The 22,897-nt window shown below is 73.4% G+C and carries 22 protein-coding genes; 15 read left to right on the top strand and 7 right to left on the bottom strand.

Annotation, left to right across the window (positions count from 1 at the left end; genetic code table 11):
- The first annotated feature begins 8 nt into the window (after nt 1-8).
- From KV557_RS34180 to KV557_RS34150, 7 genes are all read left to right on the top strand, one after another.
- Nucleotides 9-1,547, top strand: coding sequence for a S8 family peptidase (locus tag KV557_RS34180; RefSeq protein WP_218205463.1), 1,539 nt, complete (start codon nt 9-11; stop codon nt 1,545-1,547).
- A gap of 121 nt (nt 1,548-1,668) precedes the next feature.
- Nucleotides 1,669-2,223, top strand: coding sequence for a GNAT family N-acetyltransferase (locus tag KV557_RS34175; RefSeq protein WP_218205462.1), 555 nt, complete (start codon nt 1,669-1,671; stop codon nt 2,221-2,223).
- Nucleotides 2,224-2,266: 43 nt separating this feature from the next.
- Nucleotides 2,267-2,461, top strand: coding sequence for a DUF3046 domain-containing protein (locus KV557_RS34170; protein WP_218205461.1), 195 nt, complete (start codon nt 2,267-2,269; stop codon nt 2,459-2,461).
- A gap of 87 nt (nt 2,462-2,548) precedes the next feature.
- Nucleotides 2,549-3,775: an AI-2E family transporter gene (locus tag KV557_RS34165; RefSeq protein ID WP_374106710.1), complete on the top strand. Its 1,227-nt coding sequence runs from the start codon at nt 2,549-2,551 to the stop codon at nt 3,773-3,775.
- Nucleotides 3,776-3,977: 202 nt separating this feature from the next.
- Nucleotides 3,978-5,093: a recombinase RecA gene (gene recA, locus KV557_RS34160; protein WP_218205460.1), complete on the top strand. Its 1,116-nt coding sequence runs from the start codon at nt 3,978-3,980 to the stop codon at nt 5,091-5,093.
- 4 nt (nt 5,094-5,097) lie between these two features.
- Complete coding sequence (gene recX, locus KV557_RS45030; RefSeq protein WP_374106709.1) at nt 5,098-6,126, top strand: recombination regulator RecX; 1,029 nt, start codon at nt 5,098-5,100, stop codon at nt 6,124-6,126.
- A gap of 156 nt (nt 6,127-6,282) precedes the next feature.
- On the top strand, nt 6,283-6,429 hold the full coding sequence (locus KV557_RS34150) for a hypothetical protein (RefSeq protein ID WP_218205459.1): 147 nt from the start codon (nt 6,283-6,285) through the stop codon (nt 6,427-6,429).
- A gap of 27 nt (nt 6,430-6,456) precedes the next feature.
- Here KV557_RS34150 and KV557_RS34145 read toward each other — a convergent pair whose 3' ends face one another.
- The 5 genes from KV557_RS34145 to KV557_RS34125 form a co-directional block, all read right to left on the bottom strand.
- Nucleotides 6,457-8,175, bottom strand: coding sequence for an FAD-dependent monooxygenase (locus KV557_RS34145; RefSeq protein WP_218205458.1), 1,719 nt, complete (start codon nt 8,173-8,175; stop codon nt 6,457-6,459).
- A gap of 113 nt (nt 8,176-8,288) precedes the next feature.
- Nucleotides 8,289-9,137, bottom strand: a complete 849-nt coding sequence (locus tag KV557_RS34140; RefSeq protein ID WP_218205457.1) for an amino acid ABC transporter permease — start codon at nt 9,135-9,137, stop codon at nt 8,289-8,291.
- Nucleotides 9,138-9,210: 73 nt separating this feature from the next.
- Entirely contained in the window at nt 9,211-9,861 is a 651-nt protein-coding gene (locus KV557_RS34135) for an amino acid ABC transporter permease (RefSeq protein ID WP_218205456.1), read from the bottom strand.
- A 50-nt stretch (nt 9,862-9,911) separates the two neighbouring features.
- Entirely contained in the window at nt 9,912-10,811 is a 900-nt protein-coding gene (locus KV557_RS34130) for a glutamate ABC transporter substrate-binding protein (protein ID WP_218205455.1), read from the bottom strand.
- 122 nt (nt 10,812-10,933) lie between these two features.
- Nucleotides 10,934-11,707, bottom strand: coding sequence for an amino acid ABC transporter ATP-binding protein (locus KV557_RS34125; RefSeq protein WP_305149035.1), 774 nt, complete (start codon nt 11,705-11,707; stop codon nt 10,934-10,936).
- A 410-nt stretch (nt 11,708-12,117) separates the two neighbouring features.
- Here KV557_RS34125 and KV557_RS34120 point away from each other — a divergent pair, with 410 nt between their 5' ends.
- Nucleotides 12,118-12,873 carry a response regulator transcription factor gene (locus tag KV557_RS34120; RefSeq protein ID WP_218205454.1) on the top strand — a complete coding sequence of 252 codons (756 nt, stop codon included), beginning with the start codon at nt 12,118-12,120 and terminating at the stop codon, nt 12,871-12,873.
- Between the two features lie 6 nt (nt 12,874-12,879).
- Nucleotides 12,880-14,313, top strand: coding sequence for a sensor histidine kinase (locus KV557_RS34115; RefSeq protein WP_218205453.1), 1,434 nt, complete (start codon nt 12,880-12,882; stop codon nt 14,311-14,313).
- Between the two features lie 49 nt (nt 14,314-14,362).
- Here the strand turns inward: KV557_RS34115 and KV557_RS34110 are convergent, their stop codons facing one another.
- Entirely contained in the window at nt 14,363-15,382 is a 1,020-nt protein-coding gene (locus KV557_RS34110; RefSeq protein ID WP_218205452.1) for a TAXI family TRAP transporter solute-binding subunit, read from the bottom strand.
- A 95-nt stretch (nt 15,383-15,477) separates the two neighbouring features.
- Between KV557_RS34110 and miaB the strand changes: the two genes are divergently transcribed.
- Nucleotides 15,478-16,977: a tRNA (N6-isopentenyl adenosine(37)-C2)-methylthiotransferase MiaB gene (miaB, locus tag KV557_RS34105; RefSeq protein ID WP_308130210.1), complete on the top strand. Its 1,500-nt coding sequence runs from the start codon at nt 15,478-15,480 to the stop codon at nt 16,975-16,977.
- An 81-nt stretch (nt 16,978-17,058) separates the two neighbouring features.
- Nucleotides 17,059-17,757: a hypothetical protein gene (locus KV557_RS34100; protein WP_218205451.1), complete on the top strand. Its 699-nt coding sequence runs from the start codon at nt 17,059-17,061 to the stop codon at nt 17,755-17,757.
- A 65-nt stretch (nt 17,758-17,822) separates the two neighbouring features.
- Here KV557_RS34100 and KV557_RS34095 read toward each other — a convergent pair whose 3' ends face one another.
- Nucleotides 17,823-18,083: an antitoxin gene (locus tag KV557_RS34095; RefSeq protein ID WP_218205450.1), complete on the bottom strand. Its 261-nt coding sequence runs from the start codon at nt 18,081-18,083 to the stop codon at nt 17,823-17,825.
- 187 nt (nt 18,084-18,270) lie between these two features.
- Between KV557_RS34095 and miaA the strand changes: the two genes are divergently transcribed.
- The 4 genes from miaA to KV557_RS34075 form a co-directional block, all read left to right on the top strand.
- Nucleotides 18,271-19,221 (top strand): tRNA (adenosine(37)-N6)-dimethylallyltransferase MiaA, encoded by a 951-nt coding sequence (miaA, locus tag KV557_RS34090; RefSeq protein ID WP_218205449.1) that lies wholly within the window; start codon nt 18,271-18,273, stop codon nt 19,219-19,221.
- A gap of 227 nt (nt 19,222-19,448) precedes the next feature.
- A complete protein-coding gene (locus KV557_RS34085) occupies nt 19,449-19,955 on the top strand; it encodes a hypothetical protein (RefSeq protein WP_218205448.1) in 507 nt (168 codons plus the stop codon).
- A gap of 131 nt (nt 19,956-20,086) precedes the next feature.
- Entirely contained in the window at nt 20,087-20,995 is a 909-nt protein-coding gene (dapF, locus tag KV557_RS34080; protein ID WP_308130209.1) for a diaminopimelate epimerase, read from the top strand.
- Nucleotides 20,996-21,166: 171 nt separating this feature from the next.
- Nucleotides 21,167-22,897: RelA/SpoT family protein (locus KV557_RS34075; RefSeq protein ID WP_374106708.1), on the top strand; the 1,731-nt coding region annotated here is incomplete at its 3' end.

Below are 22,897 nucleotides of genomic sequence, written 5' to 3'. Positions count from 1 at the left end.
ACCGTGCGATGGCGCAGGTGTACCCGTCCGGCACCGGTCCCGCCCCGGCCGTCCGCCGCCGCGTCCGCGGGCCCGTGCGGGCGCTGCTCGCGATGCTGCTCACCGCGGTCGTGGTCGGCGGCGCCGTTCCGTACATGTCCGGGGGCGGCCGGTCCTACCTCAGCTACCTGGTGCTGGCCGAGCAGGAGGACGCTGCCGGGGCCGCCCGGGCCGGGGCCGAGAGCCGGGCCGCGGGCGGGCAGGTGGTCCAGGAGTACCCGCAGATCGGGGCCGTGCTGGCGTACGCGACCGGGGCCTTCGCGGACAGGGTGCGCGCCCGGCCCGGGATCGCGGCGGTCGGTGCCACCCGCACCGCGCCGGTGGTCGGCCCGCCCCGCGCGCTGGACGGCGCCGGGGACTTCGCCGGCGGCACCGACCGTGGCGGGCGCAGCAGCGCCGACCGGCGGGAGACGGCCGACCGGCAGGAGAGCAGCACCGTCATGGTGCCCGACCCGGTCGAGCGGGACGCCTGGAACCTCACCATGGTCGGCGCGTCCGGCGCACGCACCGGCGACGCGTCCGCGCAGCAGAACGGGCCCGCCGGGCCGACTCCGGGGGCGCTGCGCAAGGTGCTCGTCGCGGTGCTCGACTCCGGCGTCGACGACACCCACCCCGACCTGCGTGCCGCCGTCGACCCGAAGGCCTCGGCCTCCTGTGCCGACGGCCGCCCGGACGCCCGCACCGGCGCCTGGCGGCCCGACCCCGGGGTGGGCGAGAGCGGGCACGGGACCCACGTCGCCGGGATCGTCGGCGCCGCGCGGGACGGCCACGGCGTCACCGGGGTCGCGCCGGGCGTGCGGATCGCCGCCGTCCGGCTGCTCGGGCCGCTCGGCCAGTACTACGCGGAGAACATCGTCTGCGGCATGCTCTGGGCCGCCGACCACGGCGCCAAGGCGATCAACAACAGCTACTTCGCCGACCCGTGGAAGTACAACTGCCCGGAGGACCGCGACCAGGCCGCGCTGATCGCCGCCGTCGGCCGGGCCGCCGCGTACGCCCAGCGCAAGGGCGCCGTCGTGGTCGCCTCGGCGGGCAACGACGGGCAGGACCTCGGGGCGGCCAGGAGCGACGAGCGCAGCCCCAACGACCGGGTCTCCGGCCCGGCGCAGTCCCGGTACCTGGGCACCGAGTGCATCCGGCTGCCGGGCGAGCTGCCCGGTGTCGTCACGGTCACCGCCGTCAACCGGGACGGGCAGCCGTCCTCGTACACCAACTACGGGCGTGGCCGGGTCTCGCTCGCCGCCCCCGGCGGGGACCCGGACGCCGGGCCGCAGGGCGCGATCGTCTCCGACTGGCCCGGCGGGCAGTACGCGGCGCTGGCCGGCACCTCGATGGCGGCGGCGCACGTCACCGGCGCGGTCGCGGTGGCCGCCGTGCTGCACCCGGACTACGACTCCGGCCGGCTCGCCGCGCTGCTGGCCACCTCCGCCGCCGGCTGCCCGCCCGGGCCGTACGCCTGCGGGGACCGGCCGTACTTCGGCGCGGGGATGCTGGTGCTGCCGAGGTAGAGCGCGCAGGCCGCCGGGGAAGGGTGCGTAGGTGGAGGCGGGGGCGTGGGTGCGCAGGCCGCGGGCGCTCGGGCCGGAAAAGTAGGTGACGAGGATTCGGCGGCGGGTGAGGATCGGGGGCATGAGCGTATTCCTCACCACCGAGCGGTTGGTGCTGCGCCGCTTCACCGTCGCGGACGTGGAGCACCTGGTCGAGCTGGACGGCGATCCCGAGGTGATGCGCTACCTCGCCGGCGGGGTGTCGACCTCGCGCGAGGTGGTCGAGACCGAGCTGCTGCCGCTCTACCTCGCGCACTACGAGCGGTACGGGACCCTCGGCTGGTGGGCGGCCGAGGAGCGGGGGAGCGGCGCGTTCCTGGGCTGGTTCGAGTTCCGGCCGACGGAGGAGGGTGAGCGTGGCGAGGTCGAGCTCGGCTACCGGCTGCGCCGGGCCGCCTGGGGGCGCGGGTACGCGACCGAGGGCGCGCGGGCGCTGATTCGCCGCGGCTTCACCGGGCTGGGGGTGGAGCGGGTGGTGGCGTACACGATGGCGGTCAACGCGGGCTCGCGACGGGTCATGGAGAAGAGCGGGCTGGCGTACGTCCGCACGTTCCACGAGGACTACCCGGAGGCGATCGCGGGTAGCGAGCACGGCGAGGTCGAGTACGCGCTGGAGTGGGCGGACTGGACGGGGTGACGGGCCCCGGGTGTCCGGTGGCCGGTCCGGGATACTGGACGGCATGAGGCTGACGGAGTTCTGGCGACGGATGTACGCGCACTTCGGGGAGGGGTACGCGGAGTCCTTCGCTGCCGACCACGTGATGAGCGAGCTCGGCGGGCGGACCGTCCGGCAGGCGCTGGAGGCGGGCTGGGAGGCCAAGGACGTCTGGCGGGTGGTCTGTGAGACGCAAGGGGTCTCGACGCTGTTGCGCTGACCTGCCCTGCTGCGCTGACCTGCCCTGCTGCGCCGAACGGGGTGCCCGGTGTCCGGGCGGGCGCCGGGCATGGGACAAACTGTCCGGGTGACAAACGACACGGAACGGAAGAATTCGGACAGTCCGGAGAAGATCGCCGACGCGGGCGGCGGCGGAATCTGGGGCGGCGGGATGCCGCGCTGGCTGCCCCGGGCGATGGTGCTGGCCTTCGTCCTGCTGGGGCTGTTCCAGCTCGCCGACTGGGCCTTCCGTCAACTCATCGACCTCTTCGTGATGTTGCTGGTGGCCTTCTTCCTCTCGCTGGCGCTGGAGCCGGCCGTCGACCGGATGGCCGCGCGGGGCGTACGCCGGGGCGTCGGGACGTTCCTGGTGTTCGTCGCGGTCGGGGTGGCGGTGGCCGGATTCCTCGCGGCGCTCGGGACGCTGCTGGTGGATCAGGTGGCGAAGATCGCGGGGGACCTGCCCCACCTGGTCGACAATCTGATCAACTGGACGAATCGGACCTTCCATCAGGACCTGTCGCTGGGCGAGCTGCAGAAGAAGCTGCTCAAGGACTCCGGCGCGATCGAGAACTACGCCCAGCAGGCCGCCGACAACGTCTGGGGCGTCTCCTCCACCGTCATCGGCGGGCTCTTCCAGGCCTTCACGGTCGGGCTGTTCACCTTCTACTTCACCGCCGAGGGCCCCCGGGTCCGCCGGACGGTCTGCTCGCTGCTGCCGCCCGCCAAGCAGGGCGAGGTGCTGCGGGCCTGGGAGATCGCGCTCGCCAAGACCGGCGGCTACCTGTACTCGCGGGCGCTGCTCGCGGTGGTGTCGGCGGCCGGGCACTGGGTGATGTTCGCGCTGCTGGACCTGCCGTACTCGGCGGCGCTGGCGATCTGGGTCGGCGTCATGTCGCAGTTCGTGCCCACCATCGGCACCTATCTGGCGGGCGCGCTGCCGGTACTGGTGGCGCTCACCGTGCAGCCGGTGGACGCGCTGTGGGTGCTGGTGTTCACGGTGGTCTACCAGCAGGTCGAGAACTACGTGCTGCACCCGAGGATCACCGCGAGGACGGTGGACGTGCACCCGGCGGTGGCGTTCGGTGCGGTGATCGCGGGCGCGGCGCTGCTCGGGGCGGTGGGCGCGCTGATTGCCATCCCGGCGGCGGCCACCCTGCAGGGGTTCGTCGGCACCTACGTGCGGCGCTACGAGGTGGCCACCGACCCCCGGATCGACCGGGGCGAGCAGCGGCGGGCCCGGCGGGAGCTGCGCCGGGAGGCGGCGCGGCGGCTGCGGCGGATGGTCGGGGGAGGGTCGGGCGACCCGGAGTGACCCGCTGGCGCGGGGGACGGATGCCGACAGACGCGGACGGGTGCCGTGCGAAAACGTGCGACGCTTGAATCGAACAGATGTTCTTTGTACTCTCCGGCGAGGAGTTTTCCACAGGCATAGCCCGGTAGGGCTCGTTTGTCAGTGGGACGCGCTAGCGTCGAGGACGATGAAGCGCACAGCACAGAACCCGAGGGTGGAAGCCATGGCAGGTACGGACCGCGAGAAGGCCCTTGAGACCGCACTCGCCCAGATCGAGCGGCAGTTCGGCAAGGGCTCGGTGATGCGCCTGGGCGAGAAGGCCAACGAGCCGATCGAGGTGATCCCCACCGGGTCCACCGCTCTGGACGTCGCTCTCGGGGTCGGCGGCATCCCGCGTGGCCGAGTGGTCGAGATCTACGGCCCCGAGTCCTCCGGCAAGACCACGCTGACCCTGCACCTGGCGGCCAACGCCCAGCGGGCCGGCGGCACGGTCGCCTTCGTGGACGCGGAGCACGCGCTCGACCCCGAGTACGCCAAGAAGCTCGGCGTGGACACCGATGCCCTGCTGGTCAGCCAGCCGGACACCGGTGAGCAGGCCCTGGAGATCACCGACATGCTGATCCGCTCCGGCGCGATCGACCTGGTGATCATCGACTCGGTCGCGGCGCTCGTCCCGCGCGCCGAGATCGAGGGTGAGATGGGTGACTCGCACGTCGGTCTGCAGGCCCGCCTGATGAGCCAGGCACTGCGCAAGATCGCCGGTGCGCTGAACCAGTCGAACACCACCGCGATCTTCATCAACCAGCTCCGGGAGAAGATCGGCGTCATGTTCGGCTCGCCGGAGACCACGACCGGTGGCCGCGCGCTGAAGTTCTACGCCTCGGTCCGCCTGGACATCCGCCGGATCGAGACCCTGAAGGACGGCACCGAGGCGGTCGGTAACCGCACCCGCGTCAAGGTGGTCAAGAACAAGGTCGCCGCGCCGTTCAAGCAGGCCGAGTTCGACATCCTCTACGGCGTCGGCATCAGCCGCGAGGGCGGCCTGATCGACATGGGCGTCGAGCACGGCTTCATCCGCAAGTCGGGTGCCTGGTACACCTACGAGGGCGACCAGCTCGGCCAGGGCAAGGAGAACGCCCGCAACTTCCTGCGGGACAACCCGCAGCTCGCCGACGAGATCGAGCGGAAGATCAAGGGCAAGCTCGGCATCGGCCCGAAGACCGAGGAGCCGGCCGAGGGCGAGGCGGCTGCCGCCGCCGACGGCGCCGCGAAGCCGATCACCGCGACCGCCGCCAAGACGGCCGCGGCGAAGAAGACGGCGGCCGCCGCCAAGGCCTGAGCCGTTGACACAGCACGACAAGGTGGGTGACGGCGGCCCGGCGGGGCCGGACGACGACTACGGTCCGCCGGACTGGTTCGCCGCCGTGGCGGAGGAGCCCGATCCGGAGCTGCCGGCGCCCGCGCCGGGGCGGTCGCGGCGTCGGCGCGAGCCGCGGTCCGCGGCGCGATGGGCATCCGGCCCCGAGCCGGAGTTCGACCGGGCACCGGTCCGGGCGGTGCGCGGCGCGGCGCCCGGACCGGGTCCGGCTGAGGATGCCGAGGGCCTGGCCCACGGGCTCGGGCTGGTATCCGCGTCCGAGCTGCCCACCGGTCGGCGGCGGCGCCGCTCGGCGCTGGCCGCCGAGGACTCTGCGGAGGCCTCCGAAGAGGACTTCGCGGAGGCCGTGGGAACGGATGCGGCGGAGGCGGCCGGTCACGGGGGTGCGGCCGCCTTCGCCCCGGGCGCGCGCGGGGGCCGGGAGGGCGCCGGCCGCTCCCGCGCGTCCCGGCGCGGTGAGCAGGACGGCGAGGCCGCGCCCGCACGCGAGTCGAGGCGGGCCAGGGCCGAGGAGTCGGCCGATCCCGAGACCCGCGCGCGCGACATCTGCCTGCGGCTGCTCACCGGCGCCGCCAAGACCCGCAAGCAACTCGCCGACGCCCTGCGCAAGCGGGAGATCCCCGAGGACGTCGCCGACGAGGTGCTCACCCGGCTCGAAGAGGTCGGCCTGATCGACGACGCGGCCTTCGCCGCTGCCTGGGTGGAGTCCCGGCACGCCGTCCGGGGTCTGTCCCGGCGGGCGCTCGCCCAGGAGCTGCGAACCAAGGGCGTGGCAGCCGACCTGGTCGAACAGGCCGTCGCCCAGCTCGACCACGACGACGAGACCGAGGCGGCCCGGGCCCTGGTCGAGCGGAAGCTCCGGAGCACCCGGGGGCTGGACCCGCAGGCCCGGACGCGGCGGCTGGTCGGCATGCTGGCCCGGCGCGGCTACTCCGAGGGGCTCGCGTTCCGCGTGGTGCGTACGGTGCTTGAGGAAGAGGACGTCGAACCGTAGAGCCCGGGCCAGCCGTAAGGAACTCGGCCGTCAGGAACTGCGGGGGACTGATGGCAGTTTCGTAGGCTTCTTGGTCAACTCCAGGGCGAGTCTTGACCATGGGCCGAGGAGCAGGCCGCCCAGCTGTGGGCCGAACTCGACCGGCCGGTGCGGGTGATGGTGTGGCCGGAGGTGGTGGACGACGTCGGGGCGCAGCTGATCGCCCGGGAGGTCGCCCGGCAGGTCTCCGCGGAGCTGACCTGTCCGGGGCCGATCCGGGTGACGGTGGTCCGGGAGAGCCGAGTCACCGCGGTGGCGCGGTAGGGCCCGGCCTTCGCCCCGCCTTCTCGGCTACGCCCGGGGCGAGTCCATCTGTTCGGCGGAGGCGGCGGGTTCCGGTTCGGGGGCGCCGGTGAGCGGCGCCGGGCCGCCCCGGGCGCGGTCGGCGAGCGCCAGCAGGTCCTCGGCGGCGGCGCCCTGGGTGACGCCGACCAGGTGCCCGTCCGGCCGGATCAGCAGCACGGTGTGCGGCCCGGCGTCCGGGTACTCCTCGGTGACCAGCACCTGGGCGGGCACCGGCAGTGCGTTGGCGACCTCGGCGAGGCGGGGCATCAGCCCGGCGCCCAGCCAGTGCTCGGCGGACCAGACCGCGGTGCCGGGAGCGACCAGCAGCAGCAGGAAGGTGGCACCGAGCCGGGCGTGCAGGTGGTCGGGGGTGCCCTCGGCGGAGAGCACCGGCAGGTCGGGGACGAGCACGCCGGGGGCGGTGGCGGGCAGCAGCTCGCTGAGCGACGTGGCGCCGCGCGCACCGCGCTGCACCGGCACCCGGCCGGGGACGCCGGAGGGCGCCGCCGGGTAGGCGGGGGCGCCGCCGAAGCGGCCGGTGCCGAGCTGGCCGTCGGCGAGCAGCGGTGCGTGCTTGCGGAAGCCGCCGACGAGCAGCGAGCGCCGGGTCTGCTGCCAGCCGCGCAGCGGGCGCAGCAGCGGCATGGCCTGGTCGACGGCGCGCAGCCGGGCGCCGACCGCGCCGCGGCGCTCGGCCTCGTAGCCGTCCAGCAGGGAGCCGCCGGGCTGCGGGCCGCCGGAGTGGAGGTGCCAGGCGAGGGCGAGCCGCCAGGCGAGGTTGTCGGCGTCGCGCAGCCCGTCGGCGAGGTTCTGCATGCCGAGCGCGCCGTGCAGGTGGGCGGCGTCGCCGGCGAGGAAGCAGCGGCCGCTGCGGAAGCGGGCGGCGAGGCGCTGCTGGGCGGTGTGGTCGGCGGCGGCGAGCAGTTCGAAGCGGGGGAGTTCGCCGCACCAGCCGGTGAGGGTGGCGGTGACCCGGGTGAGCAGGGTGTCGCCGGTGACGATGCCGGGCCAGGTGGCGTGCGGGTCGACAGGTTCGGTGGGGGCGGGGCGGCCGGGGGGCAGACGCCAGTCGAGCCGCCAGACGCCGTCCGGCAGCGGGCGGGCGGAGGCCTCGCGGTCGCCGCGCCACGGGGGTTCGCGGTGCAGCCGGGCCCCGTCGAAGGGCAGGTCGACCCGGACGGTGGCGATGGCGTTGCGGTCGACGGCCGGGCGGCCGGGGAAGCGGATCTTGAGGAGCTTGCGGATGGTGGAGCGGGCACCGTCGCAGCCGACCAGGTGGCTGCCGCGCCACCAGGTGCTGCTGCCGTCCTGGGTGCCGTGGGTGCGGACCCTGACGCCGTCGCGGTCCTGTTCGAGCTCGGTGACCCGGCTCAGCGGGACCAGTCTGACCAGCGGGGTGCCGGTGAGGGCGTCACGCAGGCCGCGCTGGAGGCGGTGCTGGGGCAGGTGGAAGGTGGGGGATTCGGTGAGGTCGATCCGCAGCACCTCCTGGCGGCGCCGCCAGATGGCGAAGGAGTCCCACAGGGCGCTGTCGGAGACGGCCCGGGGGTAGCCGATCCGGGTGAGGAAGGCGGCGGTGTCGGCCCCGAGGACGACGCTGCGCGGGCCCTCGGGGCAGAGCCCGGAGCCCTCGTCCAGGACGACGGTCGGCACCTCGTGCCGGGCCAGTGCGAGGGCCAGGGCCAGACCGACCGGTCCGGCCCCGACCACGATCACCGGGTCCATGCCGGGACCTTCGGGCGGGGGCGGACCGGCGAGGTGGCGTCAGCGTCATATGCCGCGTGGATGCTCCCGGGACGTGTCACGAAGAGCAATGCAACAGTTCACCTGCGTGTCCGTCAAGCAGCAGCCGAAGTGCGCCGGTTCGCGCCGCGACGGCCGCGTGCCTCGATCCACCGGGCGAGCGCGGTGAGCAACAGGCACATCGCGACGTAGATCGGACCGATCACCAGCACCACGGGGATGTAGGGGAAGCCCGCGGCGTTGATCGGCTGGCTCGCGATCGCCTTCCCGACGAACAGCAGCTCGTGGTAGGTGATGATGAAGCCGAGCGAGGTGTCCTTCAGGGTGACGACCAGCTGGCCGATCATCGACGGCAGCATCGAGCGGATCGCCTGCGGCACCAGGATGCCGGCCATCACCTGGTTCTTGCGCATGCCGAGGGCGTACGCCGCCTCGCCCTGGCCGCGCGGGACGGCGTTGACGCCGCTGCGGATGATCTCGGCCTGGACCGAGCCGTTGTAGAGGGTGAGGCCGAGCACCAGCGCCCACATCGGGTCCTTCGCGAAGAACGCGTAGTAGAGCGCGACGATCAGGATCAGCAGCGGCATCGCCCGGAAGAACTGGACGACCGAGGTGCACGCCCAGCGCACCGGCCGGTGGTCGGAGAGCTGCCCGGCGGCGAGCAGCGCCCCCAGGGCGAGCGAGAACAGCGCCGCCAGCCCGAAGGCCTCCAGGGTGGCGAGCAGGCCGTCCACGATGCGCTGCTGGATGGTGTTGTACTGGAAGGCGTCCCAGAGCCCGGCGTCGAACTGGCCGTTGTCGGACAGCATCGTGACGGCGTACCAGAGCAGGCCGGCGATCGCGATCAGCGCCAGCACCCCGAACAGCCGGTACCGCGCGCGGGCCTTCGGACCGGGGGCGTCATAAAGGACGCTCGCGGTGGAGGCGCGGGTGAAGAGACTCATGCGCCCACCTCGCTTCGCTCGGCAGGGGCATTCGCCCACACGCGCCTCTTCATGATTCGCTCGCTTCGCTCACTCATCGGGCCACCGCCAGTCGGGTTTCCAGGAAGCGGAACAGGGCGGCGACCGTCGCGCTGATCACCAGGTAGGCGCAGGCCACCCAGAAGAAGATCGAGAAGATCGAGTAGCCGCGCTCGGAGAAGGTCTGCTGCGCGCTGTACAGCTCGCCGACGCTGAACGCGCCGGCGATCGCCGAGTTCCTCGGCAGGGCGATGAACACGCTGCTCATCGGGCCCAGCACGGTCCGGGCGGCCTGCGGCAGGACGACCAGGGTGAGGGTCTGGCCGAAGGTCATGCCGAGGCTGCGGGCGGCCTCAGCCTGGCCGAGCGGCACGGTGTTGATGCCCGAGCGCAGCACCTCGCAGACGAACGAGGCGGTGTACCCGCCGAGCGCCAGAACCGCGAAGGTGAGGTGGCTGAAGTGCACGTCGAGCGCGGGCAGTCCGAACTCGACGGCGAAGAACAGCAGGGTCAGCGGGGTGTTGCGGAAGAGCGTCACCCAGGTGGTGCCGAAGGCGCGCAGCACCGGCACCGGGGAGACCCGGAAGGCCGCCAGCAGGGTGCCCAGCAGCAGGGCGAGCAGAGCGCTGAGCGCGCTCAGCTCGATCGTCTGCAGGAAGCCGTCGCGGAACAACGCGAAGTTGTCGTCCTCGAACAGGAACCCCATCAGGCGGCCCTCCTCTCAGGAGTGGTCAGGAACGGAAGTCAGCGGGCGGATCAGTAGCGGTCGAGGGCCGGCGGGGTGGGCGCCGCGGAGCCGGAGAGGCCGAGGGTCGCGTCGTACGCCTTCTTCCAGTCGCCGTTGTCCTGGTGCGCCTTGATGGCGTCGTTGATGGCGGTGCGCAGGGCCGCGTCGTCCTTGTTGAGGCCGACGCCGTACCGCTCCTCGGTGAACGGCTGGCCGACCACCTTGAGCTTGGGCGCGAACTTGGAGGCGTAGCCCTTGAGGATGGCGTCGTCGGTGGTGACGGCGTCGACCTCGCCGGACATCAGCTTGTCGACGCAGGCCGAGTAGGTGTCGAACTGCGTGATCTTCGCGTTGTACTGCTGGATGTTCTTGATGGAGGTCGAACCGGTGGCGGTGCAGACGTTCTTGCCCGCGACCGAGTCCTTGCCGGTGATGTCCTTGTTGTCGGCCTTCACCAGCAGGTCCTGGCCGGCGATGTAGTACGGGCCGGCGAAGGAGACCGACTTCTTGCGCTCGTCGTTGATGCTGTAGGTGCCGACGTAGAAGTCGATCTGGCCCTTGGAGATGGCCGGTTCGCGCTGCGAGGAGACCAGGGTCTGCCACTTGATCTGCTGCGGGGTGAAGCCGAGGTCGGCGGCGATCATCTTGGCGATCTCGATGTCGAAGCCGCTGCGGTCGCCGCTGGCCAGGTCCTCCCAGCCGAGGAACGGCTGGTCGGCCTTGGCGCCGATGACCAGCTGGCCGCGCTTCTTGGCCTCGGCCAGCACCGCCGAGTCGACCTTGGCGTCGGTCTTCACCGTGTAGGTCGGCAGCTGCGGGGCGTTGCTGGCGCTCGCGGAGGCGCCGGGAGTGCCGTCCTTGCCGCAGGCGGCGGTGGCGGTGAGCGCGACGGCGCAGAGCGCGACGGCGAGAGTGCGACGAGTCCTCATGAGGGTTGTTCTCCTGGGGCTGGGCCACGGGGTCAACCGGGCTCTGACGTCTGGACGTTGGATGCGCGGGCCGGTCGGCCGGGCGCCGTTGCCGGGCCGGCCGCGCGACGGCGCGAAAACGGTCAGTGGTGCAGGATCTTCGAGAGGAAGTCCTTGGCACGCTCGGAGCGCGGCGCGGTGAAGAAGGCGTCCGGGGTGTTCTCCTCGACGATCTTCCCGTCGGCCATGAACAGCACGCGGTTGGCGGCGGAGCGGGCGAAGCCCATCTCGTGGGTGACCACGACCATCGTCATGCCGTCCGCGGCCAGCTGGCGCATGACCTCCAGCACCTCGTTGACCATCTCCGGGTCGAGGGCCGAGGTGGGCTCGTCGAAGAGCATCACCTTCGGCTTCATCGCCAGCGCGCGGGCGATCGCCACGCGCTGCTGCTGGCCGCCGGACAACTGGGCCGGGTACTTGTCCGCCTGCGCGCCGACGCCGACCCGCTCCAGCAACTCCCGGGCGGTCTTCTCGGCCTGCGGGCGGGCGATCTTCCGCACCTTGACCTGGCCGATGACCACGTTCTCCAGCACGGTCTTGTGCGCGAACAGGTTGAAGCTCTGGAACACCATGCCGACCTCGGCGCGCAGCCCGGCCAGCTCCTTGCCCTCGGCGGGCAGCGGGCGGCCGTCGATGGTGATCGTGCCGGAGTCGACGCTCTCCAGCCGGTTGATCGTCCGGCACAGGGTCGACTTGCCCGAACCGGACGGCCCGATCAGGACCACCACCTCGCCCTGCGCGATCTGCAGATCGATGTCCTGGAGCACGTGCAGGGCGCCGTAGTGCTTGTTCACGCCCTTCAGTACGACCAGCGGAGCGGCTGCGGAAGTGGAGACCTCGGCCTGGTCCTCGGTCATCGCGCCTGCTCCCTCGTGTCGGCCCGAGGGGTCTGAACTCCCTTGGGCGGCAATGGTGGTACGAAATCCGGGGGCCGCGGCCGGCGGAGCCGCAGCCCCCGGTGGGCCGACCTTAGGAGCGATGACGATGCCCCGTCAGCCGATCTGAGCGGAACTTGAGCATCACGAAACGGCCACACGGTGCGCGCACACTGTTCGTGCGGCCGCGATCGGGGCACGGTGACAGCGGGCCGCCACCCCGGCGCCGCCCGTCCCGGAGCGTCCCGCGGCACGGCCGAGCCTGGCGCCCGGCCGCCCGCTGGCTCATACTGCGCAGGACCGGGACCCGACCGAGCGGGCCCGGTGATCACCTCCCGGGGACGCCCCGGGGGCCCCTGGGAGACGTCGGGGAACGGGAGAGGAGGAGACAGATGCGACTGCTGCTCGTCGAGGACGACGAACGCGTGGCCGCCGCGCTCGTCGCGGTGCTGGGACGACACGGGTTCCAGGTCAGGCACGCCCGCAGCGGACACGAGGCCCTGGACGCGCTGGTGCCCGACGGCAACGAGCCGTACCGGGTGGTGCTGCTCGACCTCGGGCTGCCCGACCGCGACGGTTTCGAGGTGTGCAGCCGGATCCGGGCCGGCAGCGGCGTCCCGGTGATCATGGTCACCGCCCGCGCCGACATCCGCTCCCGGATCCACGGCCTCAACCTCGGCGCCGACGACTACGTCACCAAGCCGTACGACATGGGCGAGCTGCTCGCCCGCATCCACGCCGTCGCCCGCCGCGGCGCCGCGCCCGCCGCCGTCTCGGTGGCCGCGCCCGACACCGTCCCGCAGCAGCGCGGCCCGCTGGAGTCCCGCGGCATCCGGATCGACCGGGAGCGCCGCCGGGTCAGCGTGGACGGCCGCGACGTGCCGCTCACCCGCAAGGAGTTCGACCTGCTCGCCCTGCTCGCCCAGAGCCCCGGCGTGGTCTACCGCCGCGAGCAGATCTTCAGCGAGGTGTGGCGCAGCGGCTGGGAGGGCAACGGCCGCACCCTGGAGGTGCACATCGGCTCGCTGCGCAACAAGCTCGCGCTGCCCGGCCTGGTCGAGGCCGTGCGCGGCGTCGGCTACCGGCTGATCCCCGAGTGCCCGGCGCCCTCCGCGAAGACGCCCCCGCCCGCCGCCGCGGAGCACTGACCGTACGTGCGCACCCGTCTGCTCGGCATCCTGCTCGCCCTGATGCTCTGCGTCCTGGCCGCCCTCGGGCTGCCGCTCGCGGCGGCGGTCGCGGCGGCCCAGCAGACCAAGGTGGTCGTCGACCGGCTCGACGACGCCGCCCGCTTCGCCCAGGACCTGCCCACCTCCGGCACCACGGACGCGGCGCGCAAGGGCGACCCGGGCCCGGCCCCCGGTGACCTCAGCCGCCGCAACGCCATCGACGCCGAGGTCGCCCGGTACCACGACCTGTACGGCGTGCGGCTGGGCATCTTCCAGCGCGACGGCCTGCCGATCGCCGCCGCCCCGAAGGACTGGCAGGTGCCCTCCGGCGGCTCCGGCGCACAGGCCTTCCAGGAGGCGCTGGACGGGCGGCGCAGCCACAACCCGCCGCAGGTCTGGCCGTGGACCGACGACCGCACCATCACCGTCGCCACCCCGGTGGTGCGCGACGGCGACGTCGTCGCGGTGGTGCTCAGCGAGTCCCCGACCGGGGCGCTGCGCACCCGGATCCTGCACAGCTGGCTGGTGATCGGCGCCGGCGAGGCCGCCGCGATGATCGTCGCCGTGCTGCTCGCCGTCCGGCTCACCGAGTGGGTGCTGCGCCCGGTCCGCACCCTCGACCGAGCCACCCACGACATCGCCACCGGCCGGATGGCGGCCAGGGTCGCCCCCGGCGGCGGGCCGCCCGAGCTCCAGCGGCTGGCCCGCTCGTTCAACGAGATGGCCGACCACGTGGTGCTCGCCATGGACCAGCAGAAGGCCTTCGTGGCGGACGCCTCGCACCAGCTGCGCAACCCGCTCGCGGCGCTGCTGCTGCGCGTCGAGGTGCTCGGCCTGGAGCTGCCCGAGGGGCACGAGGAGGAACTGGGCGGCGTCCGCGAGGAGGGCGTCCGGCTGGCCCGCGTCCTGGACGACCTGCTCGGGCTCGCCACCGCCGAGCACGCCCGTCCCGAACCCGAGCCGACCGACCTCGCCGCGCTCACCCTCGCCCGGGTGGACGCCTGGCGGCCGGTCGCCGAGCAGCGCGGCATCGAGCTGCGCTGGGACGGCCCGGCGCTCGCGCTCGGCATGGCGGACCCGATCGGCTTCGGCTCCGCGCTGGACGCGGTGTTGGACAACGCGCTGAAGTTCAGCCCCGAGGGCAGCCGGGTGCGGCTGCGGGTCGCGGTGCGGCGCGAGGAGGTCGCGGTGACCGTCACGGACGCCGGGCCCGGCCTCACCGAGGAGGAGCTGTCCCGGGCCGGCGACCGGTTCTGGCGCAGCCCGCGGCACCAGAACGTGGACGGTTCCGGGCTCGGCCTCTCGATCGCCCGCACCCTGCTGATGGCCGGCGGCGGCTCGCTCGGCTTCGCCCCGGTCAAGCCGACCGGGCTCGCGGTGACGCTGGCGGTGCCACGGCCGGAGCCGGCGAAGAAGTAGGCCCTGCGGCTTGACCGAGCGGTACGAGCGGTAGGGGAAGAAGCACGCCTCAGGGCTTGACCGAGCGGTAGTAGCGCATCGCGCCCTCGTGGAGCGGGAGCGGGTCGGTGTAGACGGCGGTGCGCAGGTCGACCAGCTGGGCGGCGTGGACCTGGGCGCCGATCTGGTCCCGGCTGTCGATCACCGCCCTGGTCATGCCTTCGACCAGGCCGGGGTCCACGTCGTCCCGGGTGATCAGCAGGTTCGGCACGGCGACCGTGGCGACGGCGTCCTTGGGCTCGGCGTTCGGGTAGGTGCCCTTGGGCATGGTGGCCGCGCGGTAGGCGTCGGTGCCGCCGCCCTCGGCCTTGTGGAGCGCCTCGGCGAGGTCGCCCAGCGGCACGACCCTGATCCGGACGTGGTCGGAGAGGTCGGTGAGGGCGCTGGTCGGCAGGCCGCCGGACCAGAAGAAGGCGTCCAGGTTGCCCTTGCGCAGCGCGTCGGCGGCGTCGCCGAGACCCAGCGGGGCCGGCGTGATGTCGTGGTCCGGATCCAGCCCGGCCGCCAACAGCAGCCGCCTGGTCACCAGGTTCACCCCGGACTGCGGCTGGCCCACGCCCACCCGCAGGCCCTTGAGGTCGGCGGTGCGGAGCACCGGCGAGGAGGCCGGGACGATCAGCTGGAGGTAGTCGTCGTACAGCCGCGCGATCGCCCGTAGCCGGTCCTTGCCCGGGCCCTGGTAGTCGGCGACGGCGTCGGCGGTGGCGATCGCGAACTGGTCCTGCCCGCTGGTCACCCGCTGGAGGTTGTCGAGCGAGCCCTGGGTGTTGTCCAGCGCCAGCCGCACCCCCGGCATCGACTTGGCGACGTGCGTCTGCAGCAGCTGCCCGTAGCGGTCGTAGACCCCGAGCTTCACACCCGTCGCGAAGCGCGTCTCCCCCCGCGGGTAGCCGGGCGAGCGGCCCGCCGACAGCCACCAGCCGCCGAGCCCCGCCACCAGCAGCACCAGCACCAGCAGCGTCCGCCACAGCGGGCTGCGGGCCGCGGTGCGGAGCGCGGCGCCGAGGCGTGGAGAAGTGGTGGGGGCCATGCAGGGATAGTGCCAGGCGCCCCGGCAGAACGGGAGGGGCCGCGGGGCCCGGCGTCCGGGGAAAAGCGCTTCGCGGGTGCCCGTACCCTGGTCTGGTGAGCGGTGAGAGCGGATTGAAGAGCTACAAGGTCGTCACGTACGGCTGTCAGATGAACGTCCACGACTCCGAGCGGCTGTCCGGCCTGCTGGAGGACGCGGGCTACGTCAAGGCCGGGCAGGACGGCGACCCGGACCTGGTCGTGTTCAACACCTGCGCGGTGCGTGAGAACGCCGACAACAAGCTGTACGGCAACCTCGGACAGCTCGCGCCGGTCAAGAGCCGCCACCAGGGCATGCAGATCGCCGTCGGCGGCTGCCTGGCCCAGAAGGACCGCGACACCATCGTGCGGAAGGCCCCCTGGGTCGACGTGGTGTTCGGCACCCACAACATCGGCCACCTGCCGGCGCTGCTGGAGCGGGCCGCGGTCGAGAAGAAGGCCCAGGTCGAGATCCTGGAGTCGCTGGAGACCTTCCCCTCCACGCTGCCGACCCGCCGCGAGTCCGCGTACGCCGCCTGGGTCGCCATCTCGGTCGGCTGCAACAACACGTGCACCTTCTGCATCGTGCCCGCGCTGCGCGGCAAGGAGGAGGACCGCCGCCCCGGCGACGTCCTCGCCGAGATCGAGGCGCTGGTGGACGAGGGCGTCATCGAGGTGACCCTGCTCGGCCAGAACGTCAACGCCTACGGCTCCGACCTGGGCGACCGCGAGGCCTTCTCCAAGCTGCTGCGCGCCGCCGGCCAGATCGAGGGCCTGGAGCGGATCCGCTTCACCTCGCCGCACCCGCGCGACTTCACCGACGACGTGATCGCCGCCATGGCCGAGACGCCGAACGTGATGCACCAGCTGCACATGCCGCTGCAGTCCGGCTCCGACCGGGTCCTCAAGGCGATGCGCCGCTCGTACCGGCAGGAGCGTTTCCTCGGGATCATCAAGAAGGTGCGCGAGGCGATGCCCGACGCCGCCATCTCCACCGACATCATCGTGGGCTTCCCCGGCGAGACCGAGGAGGACTTCGAGGAGACGATGCACGTCGTCCGCGAGGCGCGCTTCACCAACGCCTTCACCTTCCAGTACTCCAAGCGCCCCGGCACCCCGGCCGCCGAGATGGACGAGCAGGTGCCGAAGGCCGTCGTGCAGGCCCGCTACGACCGGCTCATCGCGCTCCAGGAGGAGATCTCCTGGGAGGAGAACAAGAAGCAGGTCGGCCGCACCCTGGAGATCCTGGTCGCCGAGGGCGAGGGCAAGAAGGACGACAAGACCGACCGGCTCTCCGGCCGCGCCCCCGACAACCGGCTGGTGCACTTCACCCGGCCCAGCGAGCCGGTGCGACCGGGCGACATGGTGACCGTCGAGATCACCTACGCCGCCCCGCACCACCTGCTGGCCGAGGGCCCCGCCCTCGCGGTGCGCCGCACCCGGGCCGGGGACGCCTGGGAGAAGCGCCAGGCCAAGCCCGCCGCCAAGCCGGCCGGGGTGATGCTCGGCCTGCCGAGCATCGGCGCCCCGGCGGCGCTGCCTCTCGCCGCCCCGGCGGGCGGTTGCTGCGGCGACTGACCGCACCCACCGCGCACGGCGGCCCGGCGGGACCTTCGCGTCCCGCCGGGCCGCCGTTTTCCGGCAGCTAGAGTGATCCACATGCTGGTAGCCGTCGCCGTGTGCCCCTGTCCGCCGCTGCTCGTCCCCGAGGTCGCCGCCGGGGCGGCGGCCGAGCTGGACGCGCTGCGGGACGCCTGCGACGAGGCGCTCGCGGCGCTGGTCGCGGCCGAGCCGCAGCTGGTCGTGGTGGTCGGCACCGGGCCCGAGGCCGAGGTGTGGACCGAGGGCGGGGCCGGCTCCTTCCGTCGCTACGGGGTGCCGCTGGTGGCCAAGCTGCCCGGCGGCCGGGTCGAGGGGCCGGAGCTGGCGCCCTCGCTGACCGTCGGCGCCTGGCTGCTGGAACGGGCCGGGGTGACCCTGCCGACGCACGCCTGCGCGGTGCCCGCGGACGCCCCCGCCGACCGGATGCTCGGGCTTGGCCAGGGGCTGGCCGGGCTGGCCGACCGGGTGGGCCTGCTGGTGCTCGGCGACGGCAGCGCCTGCCGCTCGGTGAAGGCGCCCGGCTACCTGGACGAGCGCGCCGAGGGCTTCGATGCGGCGCTCGCGGCGGCCCTGGGCGCGGCCGACCTGCCCGCGCTGGCCGCGCTGGACGCCGGGCTGGCCGCCGAGCTGAAGGCCGAGGGCCGGGCGCCCTGGCAGGTGCTGGCCGGCGCCGCGGAGGGCGCCGGCCTCACCGCGCGGCTCGGGTACCAGGATGCGCCGTACGGGGTCGGGTACTTCGTGGCGTCCTGGAGCTGAGCCCAAGGGAGCTGAGCCCAGGGGAGCCGAGCCCCGGAGGAGCTGAGTCTTGGGGGAGCCGAGCCTCAGGCCGACGGGCCCTGGCCGTTTCCGCCGACGCCCTCCTCGCCCGGCTTGGGCTTGTGGGCGAAGTCGTCGACCGCGTCCTTGGCCTTGCTGGCGCCGTGCTCGATCTTCTCGCTGTACTTGCCCTTGGTGGCCTTGTCGATCGCGCCGCCGGCCTTGTCCACCGCGTGCTCGATCTGCTCGCTGTGCTTGCCCGCGAACTCGCTGGCCTTCTCCTTGAGCTCCTCGGCCTTGCCCTTGAGGTTGTCCATCAGACCCATGGCGATCTCACCCTTCCTTCCCTGCCTTCTGCACAACGTCCGCCTTCTGCACAACGTCCGCGACGGCCGAACCGTTCGCAACCGTGCCCAACTGCGGAAGTGGCGGGAGACAGTCATATCGTCGCGCGCCGGGCGCCGGTCGGCAGCCCGGTCACCGGCGTGGCGGCGGTTTTGCGAGACTGGAGCGGTGAGCAGCTCCCGTACCGTCCAGCCCCCCGTCGTGTCGATCGTCGGCGCGACCGCCGCCGGCAAGTCCGACCTGGCCGTCGCGATCGCCCGCAGTCTCGGCGGCGAGGTGATCAACACCGACTCGATGCAGCTCTACCGGGGCATGGACATCGGCACCGCCAAGCTCACGACGGCCGAGCGCGGCGGCGTCCCGCACCACCTGCTGGACGTCTGGGACGTCACCGAGGCCGCCAGCGTCGCCGAGTACCAGCGGCTGGCCCGGGCCGAGATCGACCGGCTGCTCGCCGCCGGGCGCGCCCCCGTGCTGGTCGGCGGATCCGGGCTGTACGTCCGGGCGGCGATCGACGAGATGGAGTTCCCCGGCACCGACCCGGAGGTCCGGGCCCGGCTGGAGGAGGAGCTGGCCCAGGCCGGCCCGTACGTGCTGCACCGGCGGCTGGCCGAGCTGGACCCGGCGGCGGCCGAGGCGATCCTGACCGGCAACGGGCGGCGGATCGTTCGGGCGCTGGAGGTCATCGAGATCACCGGGCAGCCGTTCACCGCCAACCTGCCGAGCAACACCGCCGTCTACGAGGCGGTGCAGATCGGCGTCGCGGTGCCGCGCCCCGAGCTGGACGAGCGGATCACGCTGCGGGTCGACCGGATGTGGGAGGCCGGGCTGCTCGACGAGGTGCGGGAGCTGGAGAAGCTCGGGCTGCGCGAGGGGAAGACCGCCTCCCGGGCGCTCGGGTACCAGCAGGTGCTCGACCACTTCGCCGGCGAGTGCACGGAGGACGAGGCGCGGGCCGAGACCGTCCGGGCCACCAAGCGCTTCGCCCGCCGTCAGGAGTCCTGGTTCCGCCGGGACGACCGGATCCACTGGCTCTCCCGGCCGGCCGGCACCGACCCGGTCGAGCTGCTGGAACGTTCCCTTGAACTGATCGACCGTCAGCGGAATCCGGTCGCATAGACGGGTTCCGGCCAATCCGGCGGTGCACCTGCGCGCGCAGGTGGGCGTGCAGGACCAACCGGCGGTTACGGCCCGATCACGTGATGGCCACGGATCACCCGCCGACCCCGGTCAGGCCCGGAACGCACCTCTGGACATGCCATCATCGATGGCATAAGAGGTCGGCCCGCGAGGGTCGGCCGTGCCGGCCGCGAGTCCGCTCGTGTCGAACTGTCAGGGGAGGCCGCGTGTCGACGGGTACCGGCCCCGAGTCCGGCCAGAGCGGAAGCGTCACCGCGCCGGCCGAGGAGTTCGACGAGTCGACGCTGGGCGACCTCCCCGTGCTGACCGGCCTGGACGCGCCCACCTCGTACGCGGTCGCGCTGCCGACACTGGACACCCGCCCCTCCGGCGCGGTGCACGAGCGGGAGATCCGGCCGCGCCGCCGGCTCCGGTGGTGGCAGACGCTGCCGATCGCGCTGCTGGGCACGCTCGGCTCGCTGATGTTCTCCTTCCCGCTCGCCTTCGGCTCGGCCGGGGCGCGGGCGACGATGGTCGGGATGCTCGGGCTGCTGCTGACCGCCGCCTCGGTGGGCTGGGGCGCGATGGCCGCCCGGCACGCCGGGTACAAGTGGCCGGGCCTGCCGCGCCGGGGTTCCGGGAAGCGGGCCGGGTGGAAGGCGATCGTGGTCTACACCCTGATCGCGCTGGCCGCCTGCGCGCTCGCCGTCTGGCGGGTCGCCCACCTGCGATAGCCGACTGGCGCAGGCCGCCCCGAGCCGAAGGGCGCGCCGGTGCCGAAAGCGCGGGAGCGATGAGCGTTGGCGCCGGGTACCCGAAGGGCGCGCCCGGAGGCGAGCGGGCGAGTGACAGTACCATCGGGAGGGTGAGCGCTTCCTCCCCGCAGCCGGCCGGTATTCCCTTCCTCAAGGGGCACGGCACCCAGAACGACTTCGTCATCGTCCCGGACCCGGACGGCCTGCTGACGATCGGCCCCGAGGCCGTCGCCGCGCTGTGCGACCGCCGGGCCGGCATCGGCGGGGACGGGCTGCTGCGCGTGGTGCGCTCGGCCGCCGACCCGGCCGCCGCGGACCTGGCCGACCGGGCCGAGTGGTTCATGGACTACCGCAACTCCGACGGCAGCATCGCCGAGATGTGCGGCAACGGCGTCCGGGTCTTCGCCCGCTACCTGGTCGAGGCCGGCCTGGCCAAGCCCGGCGAGCTGGCCGTCGCCACCCGGGCCGGGGTGCGGACGGCGCGGGTCGCCGAGGACGCCGAGGACGGGACGCCCGGCGAGGTCACCGTCGGCATGGGGCACGTGCGGCTGCCCGGTCCGGACGGCATCGAGGTCGCGGTCGGCGAGCGGCGCTGGCCCGCGCTGAACGTCAACATGGGCAACCCGCACGCGGTGGCCTTCGTCGAGAGCCTCGACCACGCCGGGGAACTGCGGCACGCGCCGCTCACCAGCCCCGAGGGCGTCTACCCGGAAGGCGTCAACGTCGAGTTCGTGGTGGACCGCGGGCCGGCGCACGTCGCCATGCGGGTGCACGAGCGCGGCTCCGGCGAGACTCTCTCCTGCGGCACCGGTGCCTGCGCCGTCGCGGTGGCCGCCATCCGCCGGGACGGCCTCGACCCGGCGGTCACCGGCGAGGCCGCCACCTACACCGTGGACCTGCCGGGCGGCCGGCTGGTGATCACCGAACACCCCGACGGCCGGGTGGAGATGACCGGCCCGGCGGTGATCGTGGCTGCGGGCGAGATCGACGCCCGCTGGTGGGCGACGCTGGTCGGCTGACGGCCCGGTTTGCCCATTTCGCTCGGCGACGAATCCGCCCGTTCGGGTGATACCGGTCGCGGACGGGAAGCAGGGCGTCGCGGAACGTGCTCTGCTCGGTAGCATGGACCACCGGGTCGGCGCCCCTGGGCAAGGGGTGGCAACCGGTGACCGTTGCCGGAGGTGTGCCGAGTGACCATCGAAGCCGGGCAGCCCCTTGCGGGGCAGCCGACGACCGCACGGCAGGCCGGGGCCCGGCGGCCCCTCGGCGGGCTCGGCCGGGCCGCGCTCGGCCGGGCAGGGCGGGCCGCCTTACTGGCCACCGGCCGCCCGCCGGTGCCGGACGCCCTCGAACCGCTCGTCCGGGTGCACCGCGAACACCATCCGCAGGCCGATCTCGGCCTGCTCGCCCGGGCGTACCGGCTCGCCGAGGCCAGTCACCGCGGGCAGAAGCGCAAGAGCGGCGAGCCGTACATCACCCACCCGCTGGCCGTCACCATGATCCTGGCCCAACTCGGCGCCGGGACCACCACGTTGGTCGCCTCGCTGCTCCACGACACCGTCGAGGACACGGAGTTGACGCTGGACCAGGTGAGCGCCGGGTTCGGTCCCGAAGTCGCCTACCTGGTCGACGGGGTGACGAAACTGGAGAAGGTCGACTTCGGCGCCGCCGCCGAGGCCGAGACCTTCCGCAAGATGCTGGTCGCCACCGGGGACGACGTCCGGGTGATGGTGATCAAGCTCGCCGACCGGCTGCACAACATGCGCACCATCCGGCACATGAAGCCGGCCAGCCAGGTGCGGATCGCCAAGGTCACCAGGGACGTGCTGATCCCGCTGGCCGAACGGCTCGGCATCCAGGTGCTCAAGGCGGAGCTGGAGGACATCGTCTTCGCCACCCTGCACCCCGAGGACCATGCCCGCACCCGCGCCCTGATGGCCGGTCACGAGGCCGAACCGGACGCCCTGCTGGCGCCGTTCGCGCGGCTGCTGGCCCGCCAGCTGGCCGAGGCCGGGGTGGCCGCCGAGGTCACCGTCCGGCCCCGGCACTGCGTCTCGCTGCACCGGGTGCTGCTCAAGCGGGCCGCCGCGCCCGGACGGGACGGGCGGCCGCAGGAGCCGCAGCCGGCCGACTTCGGGCGGCTGCTGGTGGTCGTCGAGGAGAACGCCGACTGCTACGCCGTGCTCGGCGAGCTGCACACCTGCTGGACGCCGCTGCCTGGCGAGTTCAAGGACTTCGTCGCCGCTCCCAAGTTCAACCTCTACCAGTCGCTGCACACCGCCGTGGCTTTGGAGGGCGGCGCGGTCGTCGAGGTGCTGGTGCGCACCCGGCGGATGCACGAGGTGGCCGAGACCGGGGTGGCCGCGCTCGGCGACCCCGAGCCGGCCGGCGCCGTCCAGGACACCGACGAGCTGGACCGCACCGACCCCGCCCGGCCGGGCTGGCTCAGCCGGCTGCTGGAGTGGCAGCAGGAGACGCCCGACCCGGACGCCTTCTGGTCCGCGCTGCGCGCCGACCTGGCCGGGGACCGCGAGATCACCGTGGTGACGGAGAGCGGTGAAACGCTTCAGCTGAGGGCGGGCGCCACCTGCGTCGACGCGGCCTACCTGCTCGGCGAGGAGACCGGCCATCGATGCATCGGCGCCCGGGTCAACGGCCGGCTCACCGCGCTGTCCACCGTCCTCCAGGACGGCGACCTGCTGGCCGTGCTCACCGAGACCGTGCCCGTCGGGGCCGGGCCGCGCGCCGCCGAACCGTCCGGGCCCGCGCCCGAGTGGCTGGCGCACGCCCGCACCCCGGCCGCCCGGCTGGCCATCGAGCGCTGGCTCGCCGACCACCCCGCCCGGCTGCCGGTGGTCCGCACCGGCCCCTCCGCCGGGCAGCCCGCCCCGCCCGCGCACCGCACCGCCGAGCGCCGGGCC

The sequence above is a fragment of the Kitasatospora aureofaciens genome, from assembly GCF_019192735.1.
In the GTDB taxonomy this organism is placed as follows: Bacteria; Actinomycetota; Actinomycetes; order Streptomycetales; family Streptomycetaceae; genus Kitasatospora; species Kitasatospora aureofaciens_A.
Note: the sequence above shows the minus strand (reverse complement) of the source record. Positions and strands in the feature narration are given on the sequence as shown.